The organism is Allomuricauda sp. ARW1Y1 (assembly GCF_013407935.1).
Lineage (GTDB): Bacteria > Bacteroidota > Bacteroidia > Flavobacteriales > Flavobacteriaceae > Flagellimonas.
Map to the genome: position 1 here is coordinate 153,192 of NZ_JACBZU010000003.1, position 24,839 is coordinate 178,030.

Here is a 24,839-nt window from a genome sequence, read left to right on the forward strand (position 1 = left end):
ATGACAAGACAATTATCATTTTTAATAGTACTGCTGGCTTGTAATTTGGTCGCTGCACAATGGCAATCGAAATATGAAGCCAAAATGCACATTGATGGAAACGATACCTTACGATATCGCATCATGTACCCCAGGGGATTTAAGGAGGATGGGAACTATCCCGTGGTGCTGTTTCTCCACGGCGCAGGGGAGCGCGGAAACGACAATGAAAGACAATTGAACCACGGCGCCAGATTGTTCGCTACGGATTATTTACAGGAGCGCTATCCTGCAATCGTCATATTTCCACAATGCCCCACAGATAGTTATTGGGCCCATGTAGATGTCGATAGAAGTTCCTATCCCATTCATTTGGACTTTAAATATGGTGAGGGACCAACAAAACCCTTGGAAATGGTAATGGATTTGCTCGATGCCACCATTTCGGAACCATATACCAACCAAGAGCAAGTCTATCTTATGGGACTCTCCATGGGAGGGATGGGGACTTTTGAACTATTGAGCAGAAAACCGAATACATTTGCCGCAGCTGTGCCCATCTGTGGAGGAGGTGACCCGGAGTCGGTTTCAATGTATGCCCAAACAATTCCTTTATGGGTGTTTCATGGGGCCCGAGACAATGTGGTGAACCCCCTGCAATCCATGGAAATGGTATCCGCATTGCTCAATGCGGGGGCACACCCCCGGTTCACCTTGTACGATTTTGCGAACCACAATAGCTGGGATCCCGCATTAGCCGAACCCGATTTGTTGCCTTGGTTGTTCTCCAACCGGAAAACCACAACGACGGCAACACAGAACTAATAGAACATATCAAAATTTACCTAGCCATGTACCCTAAACGACTACTATTGGCCCTTATGGGGCTTATACTCTCATCGGTCCAAGCCCAAAAACGGATTCCCGAAGTAGAACAATTATTGCAAAAAATGACCATCGATGAAAAAATTGGTCAATTGAATCTGTTGACGCCTGGTGGGGGTGTCGCCACTGGTGAAGTGGTAAGCCAGAACGTAGGTGAAAAAATTAAGGCCGGACAGGTAGGGGGCTTATTTGGGGTTGCTGGTCCCGACAGGGTAAGAAAGGCCCAAGAAATTGCCGTAAAGGAAAGTCGTTTGGGTATTCCGCTGTTGTTCGGTTCGGATGTGATCCATGGTTATAGGACCACCTATCCAATTCCTTTGGGCCTGTCGTCCAGTTGGGATATGGATTTGGTCCGTCAGGCAGCCCAGATGGCGGCAAAGGAAGCCACAGCAGATGGGATCAATTGGAATTTTTCACCTATGGTCGATATTGCCCGTGATCCACGCTGGGGGCGAGTAGCCGAGGGAGCTGGCGAAGACCCTTATCTTGGTTCCAAAGTGGCGGAAGCCATGGTAAAGGGATATCAAGGTGAAGATTTGGCAGCTACCCATACCATGTTGGCCTGCGTAAAGCATTTTGCCCTTTACGGTGCGGTAGAGGCAGGACGCGATTACAACTCGGTGGATATGGGCAAAATCAAGATGTTCAATCAATACCTTCCACCTTATAAAGCGGCCGTTGATGCCGGGGCGGCCAGTATAATGACCTCTTTTAATGATGTGGATGGTGTTCCCGCCACGGGCAATGCATGGTTGTTGACCGATTTGCTTCGCGATCAATGGGGATTTGATGGTTTTGTGGTTTCCGATTATACCTCACTGAACGAGATGATACAACATGGCATGGGTGACCTTCAAGCGGTTTCGGCCTTGGCCTTAAAAGCAGGTCTGGACATGGACATGGTGGGCGAAGGCTTTCTGACCACTTTGAAGAAATCCCTAAATGAAGGAAAGGTGACCGAAGCGGACATCACCAACGCATGTAGAAGGGTGCTTGAAGCCAAATATAGTTCTGGACTCTTTGATGACCCTTATCGATATTTGGATTCCAGTCGACCTAAAAAGGATATTCTGACCCAAGAGCATAGGGCACTGGCGCGCAAATTGGCGACCCGTTCCTTTGTATTGCTCAAAAATCATAACGACCTCCTTCCCTTGGAAAAGAAAGGAAAAATAGCCCTGATCGGTCCCTTGGCCGATAGTAGGGAAAATATGTTGGGAACATGGGCCCCGACTGGCGACTTCAATTTGGCCGTTACCATTTTAGAGGGATTCCAAAATGTGGCCTCCCAGGCACATATCGATCATACCAAAGGAGCCAATATTTCCGATGACACCGATTTTGCCAAAAACGTAAATGCCCTTGGAGAACGAATTGTTATCGATGAGCGATCGCCCGAAACCATGCTTCAAGAAGCCGTCGATTTGGCAAAATCATCGGATGTTGTGGTCGCCGTTGTGGGAGAGGCCACCGAAATGAGCGGTGAATCTTCCAACAGAACTGATATATCGATTCCCGAGAGTCAAAAGAAACTCATTAGGGCATTGGTTGCCACAGGAAAACCTGTTGTTTTAGTTTTGATGAGTGGTAGACCGCTTACCATTTCTGAAGAATTTGCAATGCCCGTGTCCATTTTACAGGTATGGCACCCTGGAGTGGAAGCAGGAAATGCCATTGCCGATGTTGTTTTTGGGGAGTACAACCCATCAGGAAGGTTAACCGCGACCTGGCCCATGAACGTAGGGCAGATTCCAATTTATCATAGTGCCAAGAATACGGGTAGGCCCGCTCCGGAAAGCGGAGAGTTTCAAAAATTCAGGTCCAATTACCTTGATGCTCCCAATACCCCTTTGTTGCCCTTTGGCTATGGGCTGAGCTACACCACTTTTGAGTATTCCAATCTTAGCTTGAGCAAAAAGAAAATCAATCGAGGAGAGTCCATAACCGTTACCGTTACCGTATCCAACACCGGAGATTATGATGGGGAAGAAGTGGTACAATTGTACGTAAGGGATGTGGTACGAAGCATCACGCCCCCCAAACGGGAGTTGAAGGGATTTCAAAAAGTCATGCTCAAAAAAGGGGAGCGCAAGGAAGTTAGCATTACATTATCCCCCAATGACCTGAAATTTTACAACAGCCGACTCGAATTTGTTACGGAACCCGGGGATTTTGAAGTCTTTGTTGGGAGTGATTCGGACACACAGCTTTCGGAAACATTTACATTACAATAAAAAAATCACCTATGCGTATTGGACTGACCCTTTTCGGATTACTTATCATGGTTTCCTGTAAACAACAGGAAAAGCCTGAAGAAAACGTAGCTGGACCGCCCAACATCATTTTTATCATGTCGGACGACCATGCCGAGCAGGCCATTAGCGCATATGGCCATCCTTTGGGCAAATTGGCCCCAACACCAAATATCGACAGGATTGCAAAGGAAGGGGCCCTGTTCAGGAATAATTTTTGCACCAATTCCATATGCGGCCCCAGTAGGGCAGTGGTATTGACGGGTAAGTTCAGCCATGTCAATGGATTTAGGATGAACGGGAACCGTTTTAATGGTGATCAACAAACCTTTCCCAAACTTCTTCAAAAGGCAGGATATCGGACAGCTGTCATCGGAAAATGGCACTTGCACGGATTGCCCCAAGGCTTTGATCATTGGAATATTTTGACCGATCAGGGTAACTATTACAATCCTGATTTTATTACTGTCAACCAGCAGAGCAACGTGGCGGATACCACTCGTATCGAGGGGTATGCCACCGATATTATCACCGAAAAGGGGTTGGACTACCTTAAATCGGTCAAGGATTCCGGTCAGCCGTTTTTGCTCATGTTGCAACATAAAGCGCCACACCGCAATTGGATGCCGGCCCTGCGCCATGTGAATCGATTTGATTCGGTCCAATTTCCCTTACCGGAAACTTACTTTACCCATCACGAAGGCTCGCTTGCATCAAAAGACCAATTGCAGACTATTTACAAGGATATGTACGAGGGCCATGATTTGAAGATGACCGCTAAAAAAGGGAGTCCAGCATTGGCACGGAATCCCTGGAAAACCGACTTTGAACGGATGACCGAGGAACAAAGAACGGCTTGGGACAGTGCGTATCAAGCCAAAAATGATGCCTTTCATGAAGCCAATTTATCTGTACGGGCACTGGCGGAATGGAAGGGACAACGCTATTTACAGGAATATTTATCCACCATTGTTTCGGTGGATGAAGGAGTGGGCAGGGTGCTGGACTATTTGGATGAAAACGGTCTGTCTGAAAACACCATCGTTATCTACACTACGGACCAAGGGTTTTATTTGGGCGAAAAGGGATGGTTCGATAAACGCTACATGTACGAAGAGTCACTGGCGATGCCACTGATGGTGAGATATCCTGGCCATATAAAGGCGGGCAGCCAAATAGAAGCACTCACCCAAAACTTGGATTTTGCCGAGACTTTTTTGGATTATGCCGGAGTCGAGATACCGGAGGATATGCAGGGACAATCCTTACGACCCTTGCTGGAGGATACAATGCTCGGTTCTGATTTCAGAAATGCCATTTACTACCATTATTATGATTACCCGGCATTTCATATGGTGAAAAAACATTATGGCATCAGAACGAACCGCTATAAGCTGATGCATTTCTATGATGATATCGATACATGGGAATTATATGATCTGGAGGAAGACCCCAATGAAATTCACAATCAAATCGATAATCCCCAATATGATGCCGTTGAAGCGCAGCTGAGGGAGCAGTTGATACAATTACAGCAACAATATCAAGTTACGGAGCAGGAGTTTGAACAAGCTCCAAAAGAACAGGTCCAAAGGGCCTACGGACAATTTGAGAAGTTAAGGGGCCATACAGGTACTGCCTATGACCCCATCAAAAATGAGGACATAAAGCTATAATATGAAAGGAATATCCATAGCATTGGTGGCTGCAGTTATGCTGCTATCCTGTAAGGGCGACCCCATCCAAAAGGAATCTGAAGTAGGGGAGGCTACAGTTCAGTCAAATTCACCCAATGGTTTTAAGACCTATTGCAACCCCATTGATATCGACTATTCCTATATGTCACATTACAGGGCGAACAACAATGTGTCTTATCGGTCAGGGGCCGACCCAGCGGTAATCAATTTCAAAGGCCGTTACTATATGTTCGTAACCCGTTCACACGGGTATTGGGCTTCCGACGATATGAGCAATTGGAAGTTCATTAAGCCACAACGTTGGTATTTTAAAGGGTCCAATGCCCCTGCGGCTGCCGTTAAAGGGGATAAGGTTATCCTGTACGGTGACCCTTCGGGCCGTGGTCCCATACTCGAAACCGACAATCCAGAACTTGGGGATTGGAAAACCAATTATGCGGTAATCAATCCACCAGGAGGAATTCAAGATCCTGATTTGTTCGTGGATGATGATGGACGGGTATATCTCTACGAGGAGTCTTCCAATACATGGCCCATCCGGGTCGTGGAGCTGGACCCAGAAAACTATTATGTACCTAAAGGAGATGAGAAGGATCTCTTTCAATTAGAGCCCGAAAAGCATGGTTGGGAACGATTTGGACAAGATCATAAATCGGACTTGACACCTTATTTGGAAGGACCTTGGATGATAAAGCACGGAGATACCTACTATCTGGAGTATGGAGCTCCCGGGACACAGTGGAACGTTTATGCAGATGGTGTAAGAACCAGTAAAAGTCCCTTTGGGCCATTTGAGTATGCACCTTACAATCCCATATCCTATAAGCCCGGAGGTTTTTTAAAAGGATCGGGCCATGGAAGCACTGTTAAGGACAATCATGGAAACTACTGGCACTTTGCCACGATGGCCATTTCTGTAAATTACAAGTTTGAGCGCCGTTTGGGGATGTATCCCGCAGGATTTGAAAGTGATAACGGTCAAATGTACGTCAATACCGCATATGGTGACTACCCTCATTTTTTGCCCGATACCGAAGTGGAAAATCACAAGGAACGTTTTACGGGCTGGATGTTGTTGTCCTACAAAAAGCCCGTTAGCACCAACTCTGGTTTGGTGGATAGGGATATCAATGTAGTGGACGAAAGTGAGCAGGGTTATATGCAGGAACAGATCAAGGGTTTTGGCATAGATCGAATAAATGATGAGGAAATACGGTCCTACTGGGTGTCGGAAGCAAACAATGATTCCATCCACATTCAAATGGATTTGGAAAAAAAGATGAACGTAAAGGCCGTTCAAATCAATTTTCAAGACTTCAATAGCGAAATCTTTGGGCGTCCGGATAGCTTAAGGCAACAATTTGTACTGGAATATTCATTGGATGGGACCCAATGGAAAACCTTAGCCGATTATGCCAAGAATACCATGGATATGCCCCATGGGTACATTGAACTGGAAACGCCCGTAGATGCACGTTACATTCGGTACAACCATGTGTACTGTACCAATAAATACCTGTCGATTTCCGAACTCAGGGTCTTCGGTAACGGCTATGGTGCAAAACCGAAGGGACCTGCCAACTTCAAAGTGGTCCGGCAAAAGGACAGAAGAAATGCGGACCTGACATGGGATAAGGATGATAGTGCCCAAGGTTACGTCATATACTGGGGCATTACCAAAGACAAATTGAACCTTTCCGCGCTGATGTATGACCATCCCAATTACGAACTCCGCGCCCTAAATACGGACCAATCGTATTACATGCAGGTGGAAGCATTCAATGAGAACGGTATTTCCGAAAAGAGTGAAATCATTTTTGTGGAATAAACAATCGTCCAGCATTAATGGATTGGAGGGTGGCTTTCCACTAATCTTGGAGAATTCCGAGGCTATCAGAAAATAAGAAGCCCAAGGCATCGGAGACACCGATTTAGCATAAGCTTCTGCACAATGAATAGATAACAATGCCAGCTTTCGCTGATACTGTTTGGACCATGAAACAAAACTGATGTACGTCATTTGATATTTACCCGTAGATTTGGATTTTTATTAACGTGGTTTTGGTCAAAATCTTAGTATTTTGAGAAATTTAAAATTTAACCTGCGGGTTACGTCCGCAACAATTCCAATGTTTAATTTTGCATCCTAAATCTTCGAATGTATGATTGTATGGATTCTGTTCCTTTTGGGAATCCTCGTTTTTTTAGCCCTAGATCTTGGTGTATTTAATAAGAAGGCTCACGTTATCAGTGTTAAGGAAGCCTCTTTTTGGACCGCTGTTTGGGTGACGTTATCGCTTTTGTTCACCGGGGTTATTTACTGGCTTTATGGAACGGGAAAAGTGGACAATGTCGATGGGCTTGCTCCAATGGATGCCAGTTTGAAATATCTTACGGGTTACCTCATTGAGTTATCACTGAGTATAGATAATATTTTTGTGATAGCGGTCATCTTTACATCGTTTCAAATCCCCCAAAAATATCAGCATAGGGTCCTGTTTTGGGGTATCCTCGGGGCTATTGTCTTTAGGGCATTGATGATTTTCTTCGGTGTGGCCCTTATTAAGAAATTCAGCTTTACCACCTATATTTTCGGGACATTTTTAATTTTGACGGCCCTACGGATGTTGTTTTCCAAAGAGAAGCCATTCAATCCAAAACAGTCTTTTGTGTACAGGAACCTCCGCAAGATCATGCCTATCACTTCACAGATGCAAGGTCAAAAGTTTTTCATCAAATTAAGGCATATTACTGCGGCAACACCCTTGTTCATTGCTTTGGTGGTCATAGAGTTTACCGATATCCTGTTTGCTTTGGACAGTGTTCCAGCAATTTTGGCCATTACCTCAGACCCTTTTTTGGTCTTTAGTTCCAATATATTTGCCATTTTGGGCCTACGATCCATGTACTTTTTCTTGGCCCATATGATCGATAGATTCTACTATCTCAAATATAGTTTGGTGGCCATCTTAAGTTTTGTTGGGATAAAATTGATATTGGCGCACCACTACACTTTTCCCGAATGGTTTTCTTTGGGCTTTATCGCTGTAGCTTTGTTGACGGGTATTCTTGCATCCAAAAAGGAAGAAAAAAGAACGCTTTGATCGATTCAAGGATTGCAATAATCACAATATTGGGGATTTTCGTATGTCCTTTGGTTTGAACGCGTTTCCGTAAAGCCGCATTTTTGACAAGAATGTACATGGGCTTTCACAGACTTGGTAGGCATGCCACAATGTTCACAGGGCAACCCCCGCTGCACTCCTTGAATTGAAAAACCAGGGACTTGGCATTTGGGACAGCACGATTTGATGTTTTTGATTAAATCCAAGGTGGCCTGTTCAATGGCCTTCATGCGCGTAGGGTTGTTCATGGCCCGCATATCGGTTTCAGCTTGCAAGGATGCTCCTTTTTGAAGTAGCTGTTCCACAGTGTGCACGGTTTCTTCAAAGGATGAAAAATCCTTCCAAACCTGCTGCGCTCCATGTATTGTTTTAAGGATGATACCGTGCTCGGGTGCACCAATTTCTTTGGCAAAGGATTCGAATTCCGATAGACTTTTGATTTCTCTTTTATGGTAATTGGTTTTTTCGGTCAAATGTCGACCTACGATTTCGAGTTTGTTTACGGTATCGGTCAACATGACCATTTCCTCGTTTCCCGGGATAAAAAAATAGGAAGGGTGGGGGCCAAATGATCCTTCACTGGCCACCACCAAACTTCCCTCGACCAACTCAATTGCTTTTTTGGTCTTTGACCTCAGTGCTTCCAGAGGAGTGCCTTTTCGCTGTATTTCTCCTGAGAAGCTTCCGAAAGCATCCGTGTTCAAATGTTCCGCTACCGTACAGCGAACCTGTAGTTCGCGCTCCAATAGGGGTGCCAAAACCTGCTCTTTCCCATGCATCGTAGCAATGGTCACGGTTCTTCCTACAAATAGGTCATTTCCGTGGGCAGGGGTTTTCATGTGTTAGGCAATGGTCAATTCTTCGTGTACTTTTCGTTTTAAAAACCCATTGATAAACTGCTCCTCCTCTTTAAGTTCCAGTTCTTGTTGGTCCAACCAGTGGATGCTGGTTCCTTTCTCTGGATCCATAATGATGAGGTGAATCCATTCGTTGGTCACTAACGACTTGAGTGCTTCGTACTTCGAAAGAATGGTATTGACCCTTTCCTTTGGCGCTTGGATTATTACAGTAAGTCGCAAAGGGGAGTGGTAGGGCTCGTTATCGGCATTATAGAGGGACTCCCATGGAAGCCCTGTCTGTAAATCGCCGCCATTACCTTGCACCACCCCAAACTTGCCGGTAATGTTGTGGGTAGTCTTGGTTCCCGCACCAAACTTTCCGTTGTCCACGGTAGAAAAGTAATAATGGTTGTTGATCCATTGGGTCACTACCATGGGCCCTTGCATAATGGCTTCCAAAGCGGTTCCATCCTTATCGTTTTTCCAATCGTAAGAATGCAGGAAACACCTTCCGTCCAGATCAATATGTTGGGTAGTTTTTCTAGGTGCGATCACAAAGCTTGCATTTTTGGCCAATCCCCATTCCGGACGGGTCTCGCCCCAGTTACTGGCATTGATTTGCGCCATGGCTACACTGTTGCCCATAGCGCCCAACCGTTCTTGGGTCGCTGTAATTTGGGCTTTTTCAAGATTTGATTTTAGATTGTCCAATAACTGTTGATGGGATGATGGAATATGTTTGTCAAACAGTTCGATTTCATCCGTGGTCGTATTGTGCTCCGCTCCCAAGAACCAGGTTGCGTCCGGAATCTTGAGACCATATTGATTCTCCAATAGCTTTCTAACATTGGTGTTGTTTGCCATTTTGGCCAGCATTCTTGCATTGTGTCGCCCAGGGCTGGCCGCACAGGCACCACAATCCAAGCTGGAACCAAATGGATTGTTGGCCGAATGGCTTCCGTGGCCAACAAAAACGACCAAGGGAGCAAAATTTTGCCATCCCATCAAATCAAAACCGGATTTTACGATAGCGGCTTGTTCCGCTATCGGCACATTTAGATCATGGGTGCTTTGGGCGTTTTGCAATTGTGGGTCGCAAACCGACTCGTGTTCTGTTTTTCTCTTATGGGAAAAACGGTAGAGCGAAGCTGGACTTATGGTACGCGCCATAAGATGAAGTCCGTAAAAGAACCCGGAGCCTTCCACAAAGCCAAAGGTGGAGGGCAACATGTTTTTCATTCGTTTCATGAAGTAGTTCCAGAATTGGGAAACTTCATTTTTCCTATCCAATTTTTGCTTTTCAACTTCCTTGTTTGCCTGGGCAACCTCTTTTACAGTATAGCTAGAATCCAAAATAGGGGGGCAGGATTTTTGTGTGATACCGTTTTGGGAGTTCTCATAATCCATGGCAATCCCGAAAAAGCCTGCGTAACCAAAGGTTTCATAAAATCCTTTGGACTCCACGTGCCTACGGATCAATTCCGAACGCGTGTCGATACAAAATACCAGTTGCGCATCGGGAACACTGCTTTTTTTCTTGTTCAAGTCGATTTCTTTGGGCGAGTTGCCAAGAGTGTGGACCAATTCCAATTGCCAGCTTTTTTCCCATGCCTTGAGCCATAAGTGTTGTAGCTCCGCGATTTCGGTATCTGGCTGAGTCTTTTTTTCATTGGACAATAACGCTATACCAAGTTGTTTGGCTGTCAACAATCGAACGGCAAGATACTGTTCCAAATCTATGGGGTATTGTTTTTGCCAAGCCGTTTTGTTTTGGTTCCTTAGTTTGATATAACCTACCCAACCCGGTAGTGCGGCCAAGTGTTGGGTAAAGATTTCTAGAATTTGTTTTTCTGATAAACCATTGCTCAATAGGGTCAATGCTTCCTGACTGGTTTTTGGAATATCGTTCGTTTCGATTTTCCTCAAAAGCTCATCATAAGGCACCAGCTTTCGCCATGCGGAATAGAATCCGGATGATTTGAATGGCATTTCCCACTCCGCCAAGCCTTCGTCCATAAATGCGGATAACCACTTTACCATGGCCCTGTCCAATTCGGCAAATGGATTGATATTTTCTACCGTTTGCTCGGATTCCATCAATGGCAAATAATGTTCTGGAAGCTTTTTATAGCCGTGTTTGTGCAATACATTTTGCAAGACCCCAGCATTGATGTCTCCATTTTCCAGAGCTTTTCGGTAAACCGATGCCTTTGGGTAAACTGAGGTTCCCAAAACTTCCTTCGCCCGCTGTACTGCCTCTGTGAAAGGCAATTTTTCGTAACCGCTCAACGGATTCGAGGTCACAAAGGAATAGAGTGGCCAAGTGCTGCCAATATGATCTGCAGCTTTTTCTATGAGTGTGCTAATGGTTGTCGGGTTCATTGCGTTTTGGTTTTATACATTAAAATGGTCTTTTTTGATGGTTGGGATAGGTTCATCAGTTTTACGTACAGCCATGGTATTTGGCGATACACCCCTAGTTTCATCAGAAAGAAACCGGTCAAAAACACTACTCCAAATGTAATCTGTAGCGGGGTTACCGGTGAAGGGACGGATATGATTTCCATACCGGTCATCAGCGCGGATACACCATTGTAAAAGAGGGCATAGGCACCAATCCCAGCCACAAAAAGAAAGGGGGGAACTATAAGTTTTTGCAGGCCGTTGAATGTTTTTTGCTTCACGATATTGTAGGTGGCCTGTCCAACCGTAATTGATGCGATAAGCGTAAGGAAGATTCCGCTATCCCACTCCATACCTTTTCCGGTAAGTCTGGCAAAAATAATGGCCCCAAGTAAGCTGAAAAGCAATACGACCAAGGCTTCCAACCATTTGATCTTAATGACAGGGGGCTGTTTAGGGTTCAAGCGTTCGATTTCCTCCCCAGAAGATAGGAACAAGTACGCCTTGTAAAATCCGTGTAAGATCAAGTGGGCAATCGCCGCATTGAAGAAACCAAGTCCACATTGCATGATCATAAAGCCCATTTGTGCAATGGTGGAACAGGCCAGCCGCTGTTTTACATTGGTTTGGATAAGTTTGGTGAACTGTGCCAAGATGGCCGTAAGGCCCCCAATTATAAAGAGCACATCCATGGTACGGGAGGCCACAATTACAGTGGCCAAAACAGTCAATACAATGCCTGAACCGTTCACGAATCCTGCGTGCATTAAAGCGGAGGCAGGGGTAGGGGCGGTCATCGAGGACAACAACCATTTATGAAAGGGGAATATGGCAGATTGGATCAATGCCGCTACAATGATACACAGGGCCGCAATCACAATAATATGGTCAGGTGTTTTACCAATACCATTGATCACACCGCTCAAGGTGATGGTGTGGTTATACGATGCTAAAAGAAGCAAACCGATACTCAGAAAAACACTGCCGATCACAAAATACTGACGGGCAAAACGTTTCGCTTCCCTGGCCTCTCCCCATCGTGAATCCAGACCTATCAAATTGGACATCACGGCTCCCATCAATAGCCAGCTGAACATGAGCAACACAATGTGTTCGGATACCAAAAAGAGCATAACGGCAATGGTAAAGCCCAAACACAGGAGCATGAATTTGGAGCGTTGCCCACGATCTTTAAAATAGGAGCTGGCGTAGGTGGTAATCACACCTCCAAAAAAGGAAACCGTGGTCCACAATAAGGCCGAAAAGCCATTGAATTTTACTAATTCGCCCCATTTCCATTCGGGTACATTGGGAAAGTGAAATGAGGTAAAGATCAGGTTACCGATAAACATCAGCCAAAATAAAACCGGGATGGCCCCGGTAAAGACTGTTTTTTCGGATGATTTCCTGATGATGGTTGTGAGTTGAGTCATTTTCGTGTTTTTTTGAGGAAATTCCTATTTGTCTTTTTCTTCTGGAACGACACGTTGAACACCGCTACGCACTTTGGCCAACAATACCACACCTACGATAAAACTGCACAGTAAGATGCGATCTAGGAACATGGATTGATTTAGGTATGACATAGCGATCATTAGGACCATGATAAGCAGTCCCAAAAGCACGGGGATAATATGTTTTGATTTTTGCATGTTGTCTTGATTTAGCATTTGCTGATGGTTTGGGCAGTATGTTGAATTAATCCACAAATTTGAATTCCAAAACGCCGTTGATTTGAACATTACGACCTTCAGCTCGCGCCTGGTTGATGATCATTCGGGCTGTTTGTCTTTCTTCCTCCAATTCTCCGATGCGACTGTCCAATAGGTTGGTCTTGCTGTGGTGATTGCCTTCCCAAATTTTGAGTCTTTGGATTTTGTGAAAGTTGATTTTTTCATCGATCAATGAGGAGATAACATCGCAGGCCTCACTTGGTGTGAATGTCCCGTCTACCAACTGAATCGTTTTTTGTTCAGTGGCCACTTTTGATAATTGCTTTGTTTCCATGGATGTGAGTTTAGATTTATTCTTCTGCTGCAAAGGTTAGGTAAATAAGTCATTAAATTTTATTTATATTTATAATAACAAACATTAACTTCTTTTATGAACTACACTTTGCACCAACTACAGATATTCCTGAAAATAACTGAATTACAGAGCATTACGAAGGCTTCAGAGGAGCTTCACCTGACCCAGCCAGCAGTGTCCATACAGTTGAAAAATTTTCAAGATCAGTTCCCGATTCCCCTCACGGAAGTGGTGGGCAGACGACTTTTTGTCACGGACTTTGGAAAGGAAATAGCCCAAGCTGCCGAAAAAATTTTGAATCAAGTACAAGAAATCAACTACCGGACCATGGCCTATCAAGGAAAATTATCGGGTCGCCTTAAAATATCGGTCGTTTCCACCGGAAAGTATGTGATGCCTTATTTTATGTCGGATTTTATGGCAGAACATACCGGGGTAGATCTTATAATGGATGTGACCAACAAAACTAAGGTCGTCCGGAGTTTGGAACTCAATGAGGTTGATTTTGCCCTGGTTTCGGTATTACCGGATAAATTGAAAGTAGATGGTGTGGAACTGATGCCCAATAAATTGTTTTACGTAAGCAATTATGATCGGGAATTACCAAAATCGCCTTCAAAAAAGCATCTTTTTGAACGAACGCCCCTGATTTATAGGGAACCTGGGTCCGCAACGCGAAATGCGATGGAAGGCTTTATCGAAAAGAATAATTTTAAGGTCAACAAAACCATGGAGCTTACCTCCAACGAAGCTGTAAAACAGGCCGTAATTGCGGGATTGGGATGTTCCATCATGCCCTTAATCGGGAACAAGAACGCACTTCGTAACAAAGACCTCAAAATTGTGCCCGTGAAAGGATTGCCCATTATTACCAATTGGAACTTGATTTGGTTGCAATCCAAAAATCTTTCACCCGCAGCTGTGGCCTTTCTGGATTATCTGAGGGAGCGCAAGGAATTCATCATCCAGGATAAATTTGATTGGATTTCCGATTTTGCATAAAAAAAGCGCCGTACCCAAGGCATGGCGCTTTTTGATGTCTCTGTCTCAGAAAACCTTAAAGATTTATTAGGGGTGCAACTACACCAATTTCATGTTTTTGGGATCCCAGTGCATAATTTTTTTATCAAAGTAGCTGGTGTTGCAGGCAAGTGCTGGAGCGGCTGCCCTAAATCCAAACTCTGCATCTTCCACAACCGTTTTACCATCACGGATGGCGTCAAAAAAGTTGGTGAAGTGATCCAAATGTGAGCTGTATCCTTCGGGAGCTTTATAGATTATATCACCTTTTGGATGTCTTTTTTGCTGTGCCTCGGTCCATTTGGCATTATAAGCGGCAGTCATCCGCTTTTGCATTTCTTCGGGGAAGGTAAAAACAGAATCATAACCTCCAAATCCGGGAGCTTCGGGCATTTTGCTGTATCCCACCGTAATATCGTCCCCATTGATGGTAATGGTGCCTTCCGAACCAATTAGCTCGATGACCTCCTGACCTCCGGTACCGCTTATGAAATTCACCCGTAGGTTCAACTGGAAAGCAGGATGCTCTTCGCTATCGGGATATTGCATGACGCCGGACATCACATCGGGCATGTTCCTGCCGTCTTTCCAGTAACTGAACTGTCCAGTGCTATAAATGCTCTCTGGTCCTTTTGAATTGGTAATTAAATGTGTACCGCTCAATAAATGGATGTAAAGGTCGCCGGCAACGCCTGTTCCAAATTCCTTAAAGGCCCTCCACCAAAAGAATTTTTTGGCATCAAATGGCATTTTATCAGTGATTTCGATAAAGGTTTCCCAATCCGTGGTCTCGGCACTGGCATCGTCTGGAATGGTGTATTCCCATGCTCCGATGGAACTTTGACGGTCCCATGCAGCGGAAACCATGTTCAAGTCCCCGATTTCTCCGGCAGCCAAGAGCTCTTTTGCCTTTTCATAGCCCACACTGCTTACACGTTGACTGCCGATTTGGACCACCTTGCCCGATTTTTTTGCCGCTTGCATAACCGGGTAGCCTTCATCGATTTTATGAACCATCGGTTTCTCCAGATACACATGCTTGCCTTTGGCAAGCGCATCCAATGTCATCTGCGCATGCCACACATCGGTGGTACAGATAAGCACCGCATCAATATCGTCCCTGTCCAACAGGTCCTTGTAATTTCGGGTAACGTACAAGTCCTTGCCAAATTCTTCCTGAGCCCGAATCAGTCGGCCTTCATAAAGGTCACAAATACCGGCAAGCTCCACTCCGGGAACACGGAGGGCAGTGGATAGGTCAAAATGACCTTGGACACCATACCCGATCACACCGATACGGACGGTATCGTTGCTCGCAAACCCTTTTTGATAACGAAGTATGCGCTCTTCGGCCTTTTCTTGGGCTGCAAATGAGATAAAGGGGGTGCTTGCCGTGGCCAGCGTAGTGGCCCCAATTTGACGTAAAAATTTTCTTCTTTTGTTGGAATCGTTGTTTTTCATGTGTTTTGGTTTCTTATTTTCTTCTAGTTGACGGAATAGCTCACAAAAGCGACCTTTTTGCTATCGGGACTCCATGAGGGCACATTGATGGTACCTTGGCCCCCAAAGAAAACGGGGGTAATGTCCTTAATGTCCCTTGTTTCCAGGTTCATCAATCTTAACTTCACTTGCTTACCGAATAGGTGATTCTGTTTTTGGTCCGAAGTGTAGGCGATATATACAATCCATTTGCCGTCTGGGCTAGGGTGGGGGAACCAATTGGAATTTTGGTCAAAAGTCAATTGTTCCTGGTTTTTGCCATTTGGGTCCATTCTCCACAATTGCATGTGCCCAGATTTATAGGAATTATAATAGATGTACTTACCATCTGGGGAATATTCAGGGCCATCATCCAGCCCTTCCGCATTGGTCAGTCTTTTTTCCTCACCACCTTCCACTGGGATAGTATAGATGTCATAATTTCCATTTCGCTCGGCGCAATAGGCCAATCTTTTGCCATCTGGCGACCATCCGTGCCAATAGGAAGGCACTTTAGAGGTTACCTTTCGCGGTGTACCACCATCAATAGGAAGGACGTAAATAGCAGATTTATAGGGTTTGGTTGAGGGGTGTTCCCTGTCGTTATGGCTAATGGCCAGCCATTTGTGATCCGGAGAAATGCCATGGTCATTATTGCATTCGTCGGCAAAGCCGGTTTCCAATAGTTCCAGCTCTTTATGTTCAAGGTCCAAGGTATATAACTTCCCTTTACTGTTTACGATCAAATAATTGTCCGGGTGCCAATTGGGGGCTTCAAAATGCCCATTTATCGTTAGTACCGTTTCAATGCTCCCGGTCTCAATGTCTACGGTCTGTATGTAACTGGTAGTATCCATTTTTTGTTTTGTAGGGTTATTGTAGGAATGGATGGACTGTCCCACTAATTTCCATTGGTTGTTCCATTTTTCCAAAAAACGTATTTCATGGGATAGGGACACCTTTCCATTGGTGTCCACCGAAACTTCATCATGGTTCACCCATGCCATATCGCTGCCGATTTTCATACTGTAATCGGAATGAAAGGCAAATCCACCATTTCCCATCATGCCCGGTTGGGGGTCGATCATGGTTTTTGAAGGCAGGTTGAAGGTGTTTCCATCTGCCGTAGAAACCATAATGCGTCCATAAGGACGCTCCAGCCAGCATTCGGCATGTTCCTCTTTGTCCCCCATACGCCAAGTCCTTCCTTCTTTTTCCAATAATGTGATGATTTCCAGGGAATCTTTCGATTGCTGGGCGGATACGGATATACTGGATAAAATACTGAATAAAAATAGGCAGGACTTTGAAAGCGACAATTGAAATTGGCGCATGCGAAGCTGCTGAAGATGTAAAAAAACCTTCATGTTTGGCTGTTTAGTTTTGGTGTGCGCTCTAAATATACGGCTTTGCCATTATAATTGGGATAGGTTCTTTACTCTCCGAAGATGTACAGATGAGCCCAAAAAAAGACAGCTTTTGGTTATAACTTATTGAATTGTAGTGCTTTGTATTAAAGTCAATTTAAATAGGAGCAATTCAAAAAAAGGGTAAAGGCTCAATCTTTCACAAAAGTCACGCAAAACGTTGTACCTTTTAAAGGGATGCTTTCCACAGAAATGCTGCCTCCCATCGACTCGATTTGGTTCTTGGTTATGAACAAACCTATACCTCGGGCATCCTTATTCCCGTGGAAAACTTTGTACATCCCAAATAGTTTTTGGCCATGTTTTTCCAAATCTATGCCCAAACCATTGTCAGCTACCTTCAACATAATGGTTTGTCCCTTCTCAAAAGCTGTAATGGATACGAAGTTATCTTTCTTTTTTGGATCACGATATTTGATGGCATTGGAAACAAGGTTGAGCACAACGCTCTCCAAATAAGCCAGCACCCCTTTGACCTGTAATTCTTTGGGTACATCCACCTCGATTCGGATATTGTCCTTATCTATAATGGCCTGTAGATCCATCAGCACTTTTTGGACGATGTAGTTGAGGTGTACGGACTTTAGATTTTCATCGGTCCTTAATTTTACCTGCACCACTTCGTTGAGATGCGAAATTGTTTCATTGAGCCCACTGGTCGCTCTGCCCAACATGGTCAAACTGTCCGATCGCTCACTTTCGCCCAAGGTTTCGTCGTTCAAAAAGCCATTGATCATCGTCAGGTTAGCGGCATGTGACCTTAGGTTATGTGACACGATATGTGCAAAGTTCAATAGGCTATTGTTCTGGTTGGACGAAAGTTCCAAAAGCCCCTTTAATTTATCTTCGGCCTTGATTCGTTCCGAAATATCAACGATTTGTGAGATGAAATGCGTGATGTCCCCATCAATGCCGCGTGCTGCGGTCACGGTAAGTATGGTATGGACGAAGTTTCCATTTTTATGGATATATTTCTTTTCAATTTGATAAGTACTGCGCTTTCCATGGATGAGTTCCTTTAGGAGGGAAAGGTCGTTCTCCAAATCATCGGGATGTGTTATATCTTGGAACCGCATGTTGAGGAGAGCGTCCTTGCGGTACCCGATACTTTTGCATAAGCTTTGATTGACGTTGATAAACTTACCGTTCGTCGCTACCAGTGCCATCCCAACAGAAGAGTTTTCCAAAGTGGACTGAAGGGATTCCTCGCTTTTAAGTAATTGTAGTTGGGTGACCTTTAAGGCGGTGATATCTTCATTAATTCCGATCATTTTCGAAGGATTTCCGTCCTTGTCCCGAATAACAGTGGCCTCTGCCCGGATCCAGCGGGCTTCTCCGTTGGGCCATCGAACCCTGAAAATCGTATCAAAGTTTCGGATACCTGCAATTGCATCATTGACCTCTAAGGCAGTAATTTCGCCATCATCCGGGTGAACACAAGCTTCCCATGCTTCGTATACGCCTTTAAAATCATTTTTCTTGATGCCATATAGTCGATACATGTTATCGTCCCAAAATAACTGGTTGTTTGGGATGTCAAACTCCCAAATTCCAATACCCGCCGTTTTTGTGGCTATGGATAATCTATCGCTTAACTTTTTGAACTCAAGTTCGGTTTTTTTACGTCTGTCAATATCTTGAAAGGTGCCAACGATGCGCACGCATTTTCCGTCCAACAATTCTGGTTCCCCAATCGCTCTTACCCAAACTTCCTTTCCTTTTGCGGTCACAATTTGAAGTTCGGTATCCCAAGATTTACCCTTTTCCCGGCATTCTTGGACCAATTTACTGATTGTTTCACGGCTATGTCCTTCTTTATAAAAGGAGATGCCCTTATCCAGATCGGGGACGTAATCCTGGGGAACTTCGTGGATTTCCTTAGTGATTTTGGACCAATAAATCGTGTTCCTTACAAAGTCGACTTCCCATCCTCCTATTCTTGCCACCTCTTGGGACCGCATCATCAGGTCTTCTTCCCTTCGTCTATGGGTCACATCCTCCAAAATGATGAGAATGCAAGTGGAGGAGTCATTTTTGCACGAAATATTGTTGATTTTCCAATCGTACCACACATAATCCCCATTTTTCAGGACTTTACGCTTAGTGTCCGATCTCTTTTCGATTCCCTCCAAGCAGTAGTCAATATCCAATTCCAATTCGTCCGGAAGCTCGGGCATTAACGAAAAGAAACTTTTCCCTTCAATATCATCTGTTAGGCCAAATTGGTCCAGCCAGGTTTTGGAGAAGTCCAAGAAAGACTTGTTCTCATCCAAAATGGCAAAGGGAAGTGCAGCATTGTGAAGGATGGATTCAGTTGAGGTCATCTGGGGCTAGGTTAAATCCAAAATACTAAACCCCAAAAGTACGTTATTATTCCCTATTTCTACCTTAAAGCATGGGTTTTAGCACTTTCCAAACGTTTTCAGCGACCAGTTTTTGCCCTTTTTCGGTTGGATGTATGCCGTCAGCCTGATTCAGCTCGGGAATGCCCGCAACACCTTCCAATAAAAAGGGAATAATTGCTATTTGTTCACGTGCTGCCAAATTTGGAAAAATATTCTCAAATTCAGCGGTATACTCTGGACCCATATTGGGAGGAATCTTCATACCGGCCAATATAATCTTGGCATTGGGCAGCTCTTTCTGTACTTGGTCCACCATTGCTTGAAGATTGGAAGCTGTTTCGGTCAATGGAATCCCTCTCAAACCGTCGTTGGCACCCAATTCGATGATAACGATATCAATGTCCTCTTCCAACACCCAATCCAATCGATTTTTGCCGCTAGCGGTGGTCTCGCCACTGAGCCCAGCATTGATCACGGAGTAATTCAGCCCCAAAGAATCAATTTTTTGTTGGATGACCGACGGAAAAGCCTCACCCATTTCTAGACCGTAGCCAGCGGTTAAACTATCGCCAAAAAAGAGTATTTTTTTATCGGAATCGGCTGTTTCGGTAACTACCGTTTCTTCTGCTGGAACCGATTCCTGTTTTTCTTTTTTGGAACTCTTTTCACCACAGCCAGAAACTAGTAAGATCAAAAAATAACAAAACATTAACGGACTGCGGAAGCTTCGGATTTTCTTGGTCATGGGCAATTTTAGTATTTTGAGAGTTTTAACCAAAAACATGGTATGTCAAAGATATTAAAAGTTCAAAACCTCTCTAAAACATATAAAAGTGGGGATCATGACTTAAATGTACTCAATAATGTTTCTTTTGAGGTGGATAAGGGCCAAAGTTTTGCCATTGTAGGTCCTTCAGGTAGTGGAAAAACCACATTGTTGGGCCTGTGTGCCGGACTGGACACTACAGATCAGGGCGAGGTTTGGCTCTGCGGTTCCAATTTGTTCGATTTGGATGAAGACGGAAGGGCATTGTTAAGAAACCAAAATGTGGGGTTTGTTTTTCAGGACTTTCAATTGCTACCCACCCTCACCGCTCTTGAGAACGTTGTTGTTCCTTTGGAACTGCGCGGGGTAAAAAAAGCCAAGGAACAAGGAAAGGAACTATTGGCCAAAGTGGGACTTCAGGAGAGGGAAGGGCATTATCCGTCACAATTATCCGGAGGGGAGCAGCAAAGGGTCGCCCTGGCACGTGCTTTCGCCAACCGTCCATCCATTTTGTTCGCCGATGAGCCTACTGGAAATCTTGATGACGACACAGGAACTCGGATAGAGGACCTGCTTTTCGAGCTTAACAAGGAGCAGGGTACAGCACTCGTAATTGTGACCCATGACTTGGAGTTGGCCAAAAAAACGGATAAAAGTATTCGCCTTAGATCGGGCAAAATCGAGGAAACCGTAGGGTAGTATGGGAAAGAACAACGCTGGATTTTCTTGGTTGCTCAAAATGGCCTGGCGCGATGGTCGGTCGAGCTATGGTAAACTTTTGTTATTTGTTTTCTCCATTACCTTGGGCGTGGCCGCTGTGGTAAGTGTGCATTCATTTAGCCGGGTATTGCGGGAGAACATTGCCCTGCAATCGAAATCCCTTTTGGGGGCGGATTTTGTTATTGAAAGTGATAAGCCCGTCAATGATAAGGTGATGGGAATCATGGATTCCCTTGGAGGTGCCGATGCAAGGGAAATCAACTTCCTTTCCATGGCTGCTTTCCCCGCAAGCAATGGCACCAAACTCATGGAAGTTAGGGGCGTAGAAGGAGGTTTCCCTTTTTACGGGGATTTGGAGACCGAACCATCTTCCGCAAGCGAGACTTTCAAAAAAGGTGGTGTACTGGTGGATGCTACTACCATGCTACAACTCCAACTACAAGAAGGGGATAGTATCAAATTGGGGGCCGTGACCCTGCCTATTTCCGGCGCGTTGGAGAATGTGCCCGGTAGCACTTCAGTTTTCGGCGCCATTGCTCCTCCTGTCCTCATTCCTTATCGATATATCGAAATGACCGGATTAGTGCAGACTGGAAGCCGAATCGAATACAAGTATTATTTTGAGGCTGATGAAGGTCAGGATATGGCCTTGTTGAGCAAGGAGGTGGAACCTGTCTTGGATTTGGAAGAAGCAGATTTGGATACGCATCTCTCCGAAGCGAGAAGATTGGGCAGACGGTATGAAAATTTCGCTAAATTCCTAAATCTTGTTGGGTTTATTGCGCTTTTGTTGGGCTGTGTGGGCATCGCCAGCGGAATGGGCATTTACGTCCGGATGAAAATAAGATCCATTGCCGTGCTTAAATGTTTGGGGGCTTCCAAGCGACAGAGTTATTTGATATTTTTTATCCAGATAGCCTGCATGGGCATCATTGGTGGTTTGTTGGGAACTGTCTTGGGGTATCTCCTTCAACAGCTTTTTCCTGTACTGTTGGGTGACCTCTTGCCCGTGGATGTGGATATCACTTTCTCGATGCAAAGCATGTTGCTGGGTCTTTTACTTGGGGTGGCCATGTCCGTTTTGTTTGCCCTTTACCCCCTAATGAAAACACTCTACGTGTCACCATTGCAAGCGCTTCGGGTGGTACAGGAACCAAGGTCCAATTCCAAAAGGGCCACTGCCGCCGTAGGAATGGGCATTTTACTCTTTATCTGTGGTTTTTCCTATTGGTTGCTAGGCGATTTGGTGAGGTCTTTACTCTTTGTGGCCGGTCTGCTGGTCGTATTTTTGATTTTGACCGCTGTGGCCCGTTTTTTTATGGCCTTGTTAAAACGATTTTTCCCCTATTCATGGAGTTTTATCGCCCGTCAAAGCCTAAAGAATCTATTTCGCCCACAAAATCAAACCTTGGTATTGGTTCTATCGATTGGGATAGGTACATTTTTGATCAGCACCCTGTATTTTACAAAGGATATGTTGTTGGAGAAAGCGGCCATTGAGGATAGTGCCAATAGTGCCAATATGATTCTAATGGACATTCAAAAGCAACAAGTGGAAGCCATTGCACAAACGGTGGAATCCGCAGGAATGCCGGTAATTGACAAGATTCCTATTGTTACCATGCGGGTGGAGACCTTGAACGGCCGACATGTGGAGGACATTCGAAAAGATTCCACCTCACAAGTGGGCAGGTGGATATTGAACCATGAATTCAGGGTGACCTATCGCGATAGTCTTATCGGCTCGGAAAGGATTATGGCAGGGGAATGGGTAAAACAAGCGGGATCCAATGCCGAAATCCCGATTTCCGTAAGCAGTGACTTTGCCAACATGGCAAAAGTAAACATTGGAGACCCGGTCGCTTTTAATGTACAGGGTCGGATTATGGAGACCACGGTGCAGAGCATACGCGAAGTGGATTGGAGTAGACTGCAGCCCAATTTTTCCGTTGTTTTTCCATCGGGAGTGCTTGAGAATGCCCCTCAATTTGGGGTCATGACACTGCGAACATCGGATGATGAAAGTTCGGCAAGCCTTCAACAACAATTGGTACGCGATTTTCCCAATGTTTCCATTTTAGACCTTAAACGGATTCTCGCCCTGCTGGAAGACATCTTGGGGAAAATCGGATGGATTATCAATTTTATGGCTTTCTTCAGCATTTTTGTCGGGGTTGCTGTATTGATGGGAGCTATTTATAGCAGTAAGCATCAAAGGGTAAAACAAGGTGCGCTGCTAAGGACTTTGGGCGCAAAAAGTGCACAAATCCTAAAAATGATCGCTATCGAGTATACCATTTTAGGCTTTTTGGGTGCCTTTATGGGGGTGGTATTGGCGGTTTTGGCCAGTTCACTACTGGCATGGCTACTTTTTGAAACCGCTTTTGCACCTTCTGCGGTGCCGTTTTTCATAATTTTACCTGCGATAACACTCCTGGTTTTTACCCTGGGTGTGACCAATAGTATTGGGATTGTGAGAAATTCCCCATTGGCTGTACTGAAAAAGGAGAAAGAATAAAAAAGGACTGTCCAAAAATCAGTTTATCTGTCAGTTCGAGCGCAGTTGATAACTGAAAGCATGTTGATAACAAAAGGGGTTTAGACCGCGCTCAACCTGACTAGGTTCAAATAGTACTGTTTTTTAGACAACCTTTTCCAATTTTCTTATTCTGAAAGTACGGTCCTGAACCCCAAATGTTCCATTCCCGAATCGGGGCTGGTGTTCATCCGTGCGGAAATGCGATAACTGGCACAGTAGGAAGCACTGCATAGAAACGACCCCCCTTTGATGACGCGTTCCCTTGCCCTTGGGTTCCCGGGATTGAAAGCCCTCTTCGCACCCTTTGGATTTTGGGCAACCTTGCCGCTCAAGGCCAATTGTTGATAGTAATTGGTGTTGTACCAGTCGCTGGTCCATTCCCACACATTGCCTGCCATATCGTAAAGGCCATAGCCATTTTTGGGATAGCTCATCACGGGAGCGCTACGCTCATATCCATCTTCCATCGTATTTTCTACGGGGAATTCCCCTTCCCATGAGTTGGCATGGGCGCTTAATTGTTCCATGTCATCCCCCCAGAAAAATAAACTTCCCATCTGGTTGCCACGAGCCGCAAATTCCCATTCTGCTTCGGTGGGAAGTCTGCGGCCCGCCCATTCACAATACGCTTGGGCATCCTCAAACGCGATATGCACCACGGGATGATCTTCCTTCCCTTCAATGCTGCTTCCAGGTCCGTGGGGATGTTTCCAATTGGCACCGATTCTCCATTCCCACCATTGGGAGTAGTCATACAGGTTGGGAACGCTGCTTTTTGCTTTTTTGAATACCAACGAGCCAGGTTGAAGAATGGAGTCATGGGGTTTTTCTGTACCGGCAGGCAATTGCTTTTTCAATGCTTCCCAATCCAACGCTCTTTCGGCTACGGTAACATAACCGGTTTCCTTCACAAATTTGGCAAACTGCGCATTGGTTACTTCGTGCTTGTCCATGTAAAAGCCATCTACATGTACTTTGTGCGCTGGTTTTTCATGGAACATGGCCATATTGTCGTTGGGGACCGCTCCCTGCAGAAATTCACCTCCTGGAATCCATACCATTCCTTCCGGGGCTTTTTCTGATTGCAGGGCGTTATGGGACTCAACTCCATTTTCTGATGCTTCGGACTTGTTGGTCTTGGATTTACAACTGAAAAGTACAATTAGGAATAGAAAATAGACTATCGGTTTCAAAGCAAGGATTTTTTATGAGACCATAAAATTAAAAAAAGTACAGCATCAATATCCCTGAATGTTCATGATTATCCCGACTAGGTCAATCAGCGGACTATGACGGGATTTGTAAACCATTTGATACAGAACTGCCATTGGCAAC

General features: G+C 44.9%; 18 protein-coding genes. 8 read left to right on the top strand and 10 right to left on the bottom strand.

The genetic code is table 11. The annotated features are described in order from the left end of the window. The 5 genes from GGE08_RS09680 to GGE08_RS09700 all read left to right on the top strand — a co-directional run bounded on the left by GGE08_RS09680 (window position 1) and on the right by GGE08_RS09700 (window position 7,917). Window positions 1-804: a prolyl oligopeptidase family serine peptidase gene (locus tag GGE08_RS09680; protein WP_179384693.1), complete on the top strand. Its 804-nt coding sequence runs from the start codon at window positions 1-3 to the stop codon at window positions 802-804. A gap of 26 nt (window positions 805-830) precedes the next feature. Next, window positions 831-3,098 carry a beta-glucosidase BglX gene (bglX, locus tag GGE08_RS09685; RefSeq protein ID WP_179384694.1) on the top strand — a complete coding sequence of 756 codons (2,268 nt, stop codon included), beginning with the start codon at window positions 831-833 and terminating at the stop codon, window positions 3,096-3,098. An 11-nt stretch (window positions 3,099-3,109) separates the two neighbouring features. Continuing rightward, complete coding sequence (locus GGE08_RS09690) at window positions 3,110-4,792, top strand: sulfatase (RefSeq protein WP_179384695.1); 1,683 nt, start codon at window positions 3,110-3,112, stop codon at window positions 4,790-4,792. Window position 4,793: 1 nt separating this feature from the next. Then, entirely contained in the window at window positions 4,794-6,641 is a 1,848-nt protein-coding gene (locus tag GGE08_RS09695) for a family 43 glycosylhydrolase (RefSeq protein ID WP_257023993.1), read from the top strand. A 334-nt stretch (window positions 6,642-6,975) separates the two neighbouring features. After that, window positions 6,976-7,917, top strand: coding sequence for a TerC family protein (locus GGE08_RS09700; protein WP_179384696.1), 942 nt, complete (start codon window positions 6,976-6,978; stop codon window positions 7,915-7,917). 5 nt (window positions 7,918-7,922) lie between these two features. On the opposite strand, the gene GGE08_RS09705 is transcribed toward GGE08_RS09700, so the two are convergent. From GGE08_RS09705 to GGE08_RS09725, 5 genes are read right to left on the bottom strand one after another with little or no spacing between them, the layout of a single operon-like run. Further along, window positions 7,923-8,777 carry a DUF6671 family protein gene (locus tag GGE08_RS09705; RefSeq protein ID WP_179384697.1) on the bottom strand — a complete coding sequence of 285 codons (855 nt, stop codon included), beginning with the start codon at window positions 8,775-8,777 and terminating at the stop codon, window positions 7,923-7,925. A gap of 3 nt (window positions 8,778-8,780) precedes the next feature. Then, window positions 8,781-11,159: a DUF2309 domain-containing protein gene (locus GGE08_RS09710; RefSeq protein ID WP_179384698.1), complete on the bottom strand. Its 2,379-nt coding sequence runs from the start codon at window positions 11,157-11,159 to the stop codon at window positions 8,781-8,783. Then, complete coding sequence (locus GGE08_RS09715; RefSeq protein ID WP_179384699.1) at window positions 11,156-12,613, bottom strand: proton-conducting transporter membrane subunit; 1,458 nt, start codon at window positions 12,611-12,613, stop codon at window positions 11,156-11,158. The genes GGE08_RS09710 and GGE08_RS09715 overlap by 4 nt, the downstream gene beginning before the upstream one ends. Window positions 12,614-12,637: 24 nt before the next feature. Further along, a complete protein-coding gene (locus GGE08_RS09720; RefSeq protein WP_179384700.1) occupies window positions 12,638-12,832 on the bottom strand; it encodes a hypothetical protein in 195 nt (64 codons plus the stop codon). A gap of 46 nt (window positions 12,833-12,878) precedes the next feature. After that, window positions 12,879-13,187 (bottom strand): hypothetical protein, encoded by a 309-nt coding sequence (locus GGE08_RS09725; protein WP_179384701.1) that lies wholly within the window; start codon window positions 13,185-13,187, stop codon window positions 12,879-12,881. Window positions 13,188-13,283: 96 nt separating this feature from the next. Between GGE08_RS09725 and GGE08_RS09730 the strand changes: the two genes are divergently transcribed. After that, the gene (locus GGE08_RS09730; RefSeq protein ID WP_179384702.1) at window positions 13,284-14,210 is read left to right on the top strand and encodes a LysR family transcriptional regulator; all 927 of its coding nucleotides are present in this window, start codon (window positions 13,284-13,286) and stop codon (window positions 14,208-14,210) included. Between the two features lie 78 nt (window positions 14,211-14,288). On the opposite strand, the gene GGE08_RS09735 is transcribed toward GGE08_RS09730, so the two are convergent. The 4 genes from GGE08_RS09735 to GGE08_RS09750 form a co-directional block, all read right to left on the bottom strand. Continuing rightward, window positions 14,289-15,689 carry a Gfo/Idh/MocA family protein gene (locus GGE08_RS09735; RefSeq protein WP_179384703.1) on the bottom strand — a complete coding sequence of 467 codons (1,401 nt, stop codon included), beginning with the start codon at window positions 15,687-15,689 and terminating at the stop codon, window positions 14,289-14,291. A gap of 23 nt (window positions 15,690-15,712) precedes the next feature. After that, window positions 15,713-17,074, bottom strand: coding sequence for a TolB family protein (locus GGE08_RS09740; RefSeq protein WP_257023994.1), 1,362 nt, complete (start codon window positions 17,072-17,074; stop codon window positions 15,713-15,715). A gap of 191 nt (window positions 17,075-17,265) precedes the next feature. After that, window positions 17,266-19,458, bottom strand: a complete 2,193-nt coding sequence (locus GGE08_RS09745; protein ID WP_179384704.1) for a PAS domain S-box protein — start codon at window positions 19,456-19,458, stop codon at window positions 17,266-17,268. A 64-nt stretch (window positions 19,459-19,522) separates the two neighbouring features. After that, complete coding sequence (locus tag GGE08_RS09750; RefSeq protein WP_179384705.1) at window positions 19,523-20,224, bottom strand: arylesterase; 702 nt, start codon at window positions 20,222-20,224, stop codon at window positions 19,523-19,525. A 42-nt stretch (window positions 20,225-20,266) separates the two neighbouring features. Here GGE08_RS09750 and GGE08_RS09755 point away from each other — a divergent pair, with 42 nt between their 5' ends. Then, a complete protein-coding gene (locus GGE08_RS09755) occupies window positions 20,267-20,944 on the top strand; it encodes an ABC transporter ATP-binding protein (RefSeq protein ID WP_179384706.1) in 678 nt (225 codons plus the stop codon). A gap of 1 nt (window position 20,945) precedes the next feature. Next, window positions 20,946-23,483 carry an ABC transporter permease gene (locus GGE08_RS09760; protein WP_179384707.1) on the top strand — a complete coding sequence of 846 codons (2,538 nt, stop codon included), beginning with the start codon at window positions 20,946-20,948 and terminating at the stop codon, window positions 23,481-23,483. Window positions 23,484-23,629: 146 nt separating this feature from the next. Here GGE08_RS09760 and GGE08_RS09765 read toward each other — a convergent pair whose 3' ends face one another. Beyond that, window positions 23,630-24,706: a formylglycine-generating enzyme family protein gene (locus GGE08_RS09765; RefSeq protein ID WP_409553494.1), complete on the bottom strand. Its 1,077-nt coding sequence runs from the start codon at window positions 24,704-24,706 to the stop codon at window positions 23,630-23,632. Between the last annotated feature and the right edge of the window lie 133 nt (window positions 24,707-24,839).

Excerpts from the sequence above, each read along its gene's own strand:
- GGE08_RS09680 (WP_179384693.1), top strand. The coding sequence starts at position 1 with ATGACAAGACAATTATCATTTTTAATAGTACTGCTGGCTTGTAATTTG.
- bglX (WP_179384694.1), top strand. The coding sequence starts at position 831 with ATGTACCCTAAACGACTACTATTGGCCCTTATGGGGCTTATACTCTCA.
- GGE08_RS09690 (WP_179384695.1), top strand. The coding sequence starts at position 3,110 with ATGCGTATTGGACTGACCCTTTTCGGATTACTTATCATGGTTTCCTGT.
- GGE08_RS09695 (WP_257023993.1), top strand. The coding sequence starts at position 4,794 with ATGAAAGGAATATCCATAGCATTGGTGGCTGCAGTTATGCTGCTATCC.
- GGE08_RS09700 (WP_179384696.1), top strand. The coding sequence starts at position 6,976 with ATGATTGTATGGATTCTGTTCCTTTTGGGAATCCTCGTTTTTTTAGCC.
- GGE08_RS09705 (WP_179384697.1), bottom strand. The coding sequence starts at position 8,777 with ATGAAAACCCCTGCCCACGGAAATGACCTATTTGTAGGAAGAACCGTG.
- GGE08_RS09710 (WP_179384698.1), bottom strand. The coding sequence starts at position 11,159 with ATGAACCCGACAACCATTAGCACACTCATAGAAAAAGCTGCAGATCAT.
- GGE08_RS09715 (WP_179384699.1), bottom strand. The coding sequence starts at position 12,613 with ATGACTCAACTCACAACCATCATCAGGAAATCATCCGAAAAAACAGTC.
- GGE08_RS09720 (WP_179384700.1), bottom strand. The coding sequence starts at position 12,832 with ATGCAAAAATCAAAACATATTATCCCCGTGCTTTTGGGACTGCTTATC.
- GGE08_RS09725 (WP_179384701.1), bottom strand. The coding sequence starts at position 13,187 with ATGGAAACAAAGCAATTATCAAAAGTGGCCACTGAACAAAAAACGATT.
- GGE08_RS09730 (WP_179384702.1), top strand. The coding sequence starts at position 13,284 with ATGAACTACACTTTGCACCAACTACAGATATTCCTGAAAATAACTGAA.
- GGE08_RS09735 (WP_179384703.1), bottom strand. The coding sequence starts at position 15,689 with ATGAAAAACAACGATTCCAACAAAAGAAGAAAATTTTTACGTCAAATT.
- GGE08_RS09740 (WP_257023994.1), bottom strand. The coding sequence starts at position 17,074 with ATGAAGGTTTTTTTACATCTTCAGCAGCTTCGCATGCGCCAATTTCAA.
- GGE08_RS09745 (WP_179384704.1), bottom strand. The coding sequence starts at position 19,458 with ATGACCTCAACTGAATCCATCCTTCACAATGCTGCACTTCCCTTTGCC.
- GGE08_RS09750 (WP_179384705.1), bottom strand. The coding sequence starts at position 20,224 with ATGACCAAGAAAATCCGAAGCTTCCGCAGTCCGTTAATGTTTTGTTAT.
- GGE08_RS09755 (WP_179384706.1), top strand. The coding sequence starts at position 20,267 with ATGTCAAAGATATTAAAAGTTCAAAACCTCTCTAAAACATATAAAAGT.
- GGE08_RS09760 (WP_179384707.1), top strand. The coding sequence starts at position 20,946 with ATGGGAAAGAACAACGCTGGATTTTCTTGGTTGCTCAAAATGGCCTGG.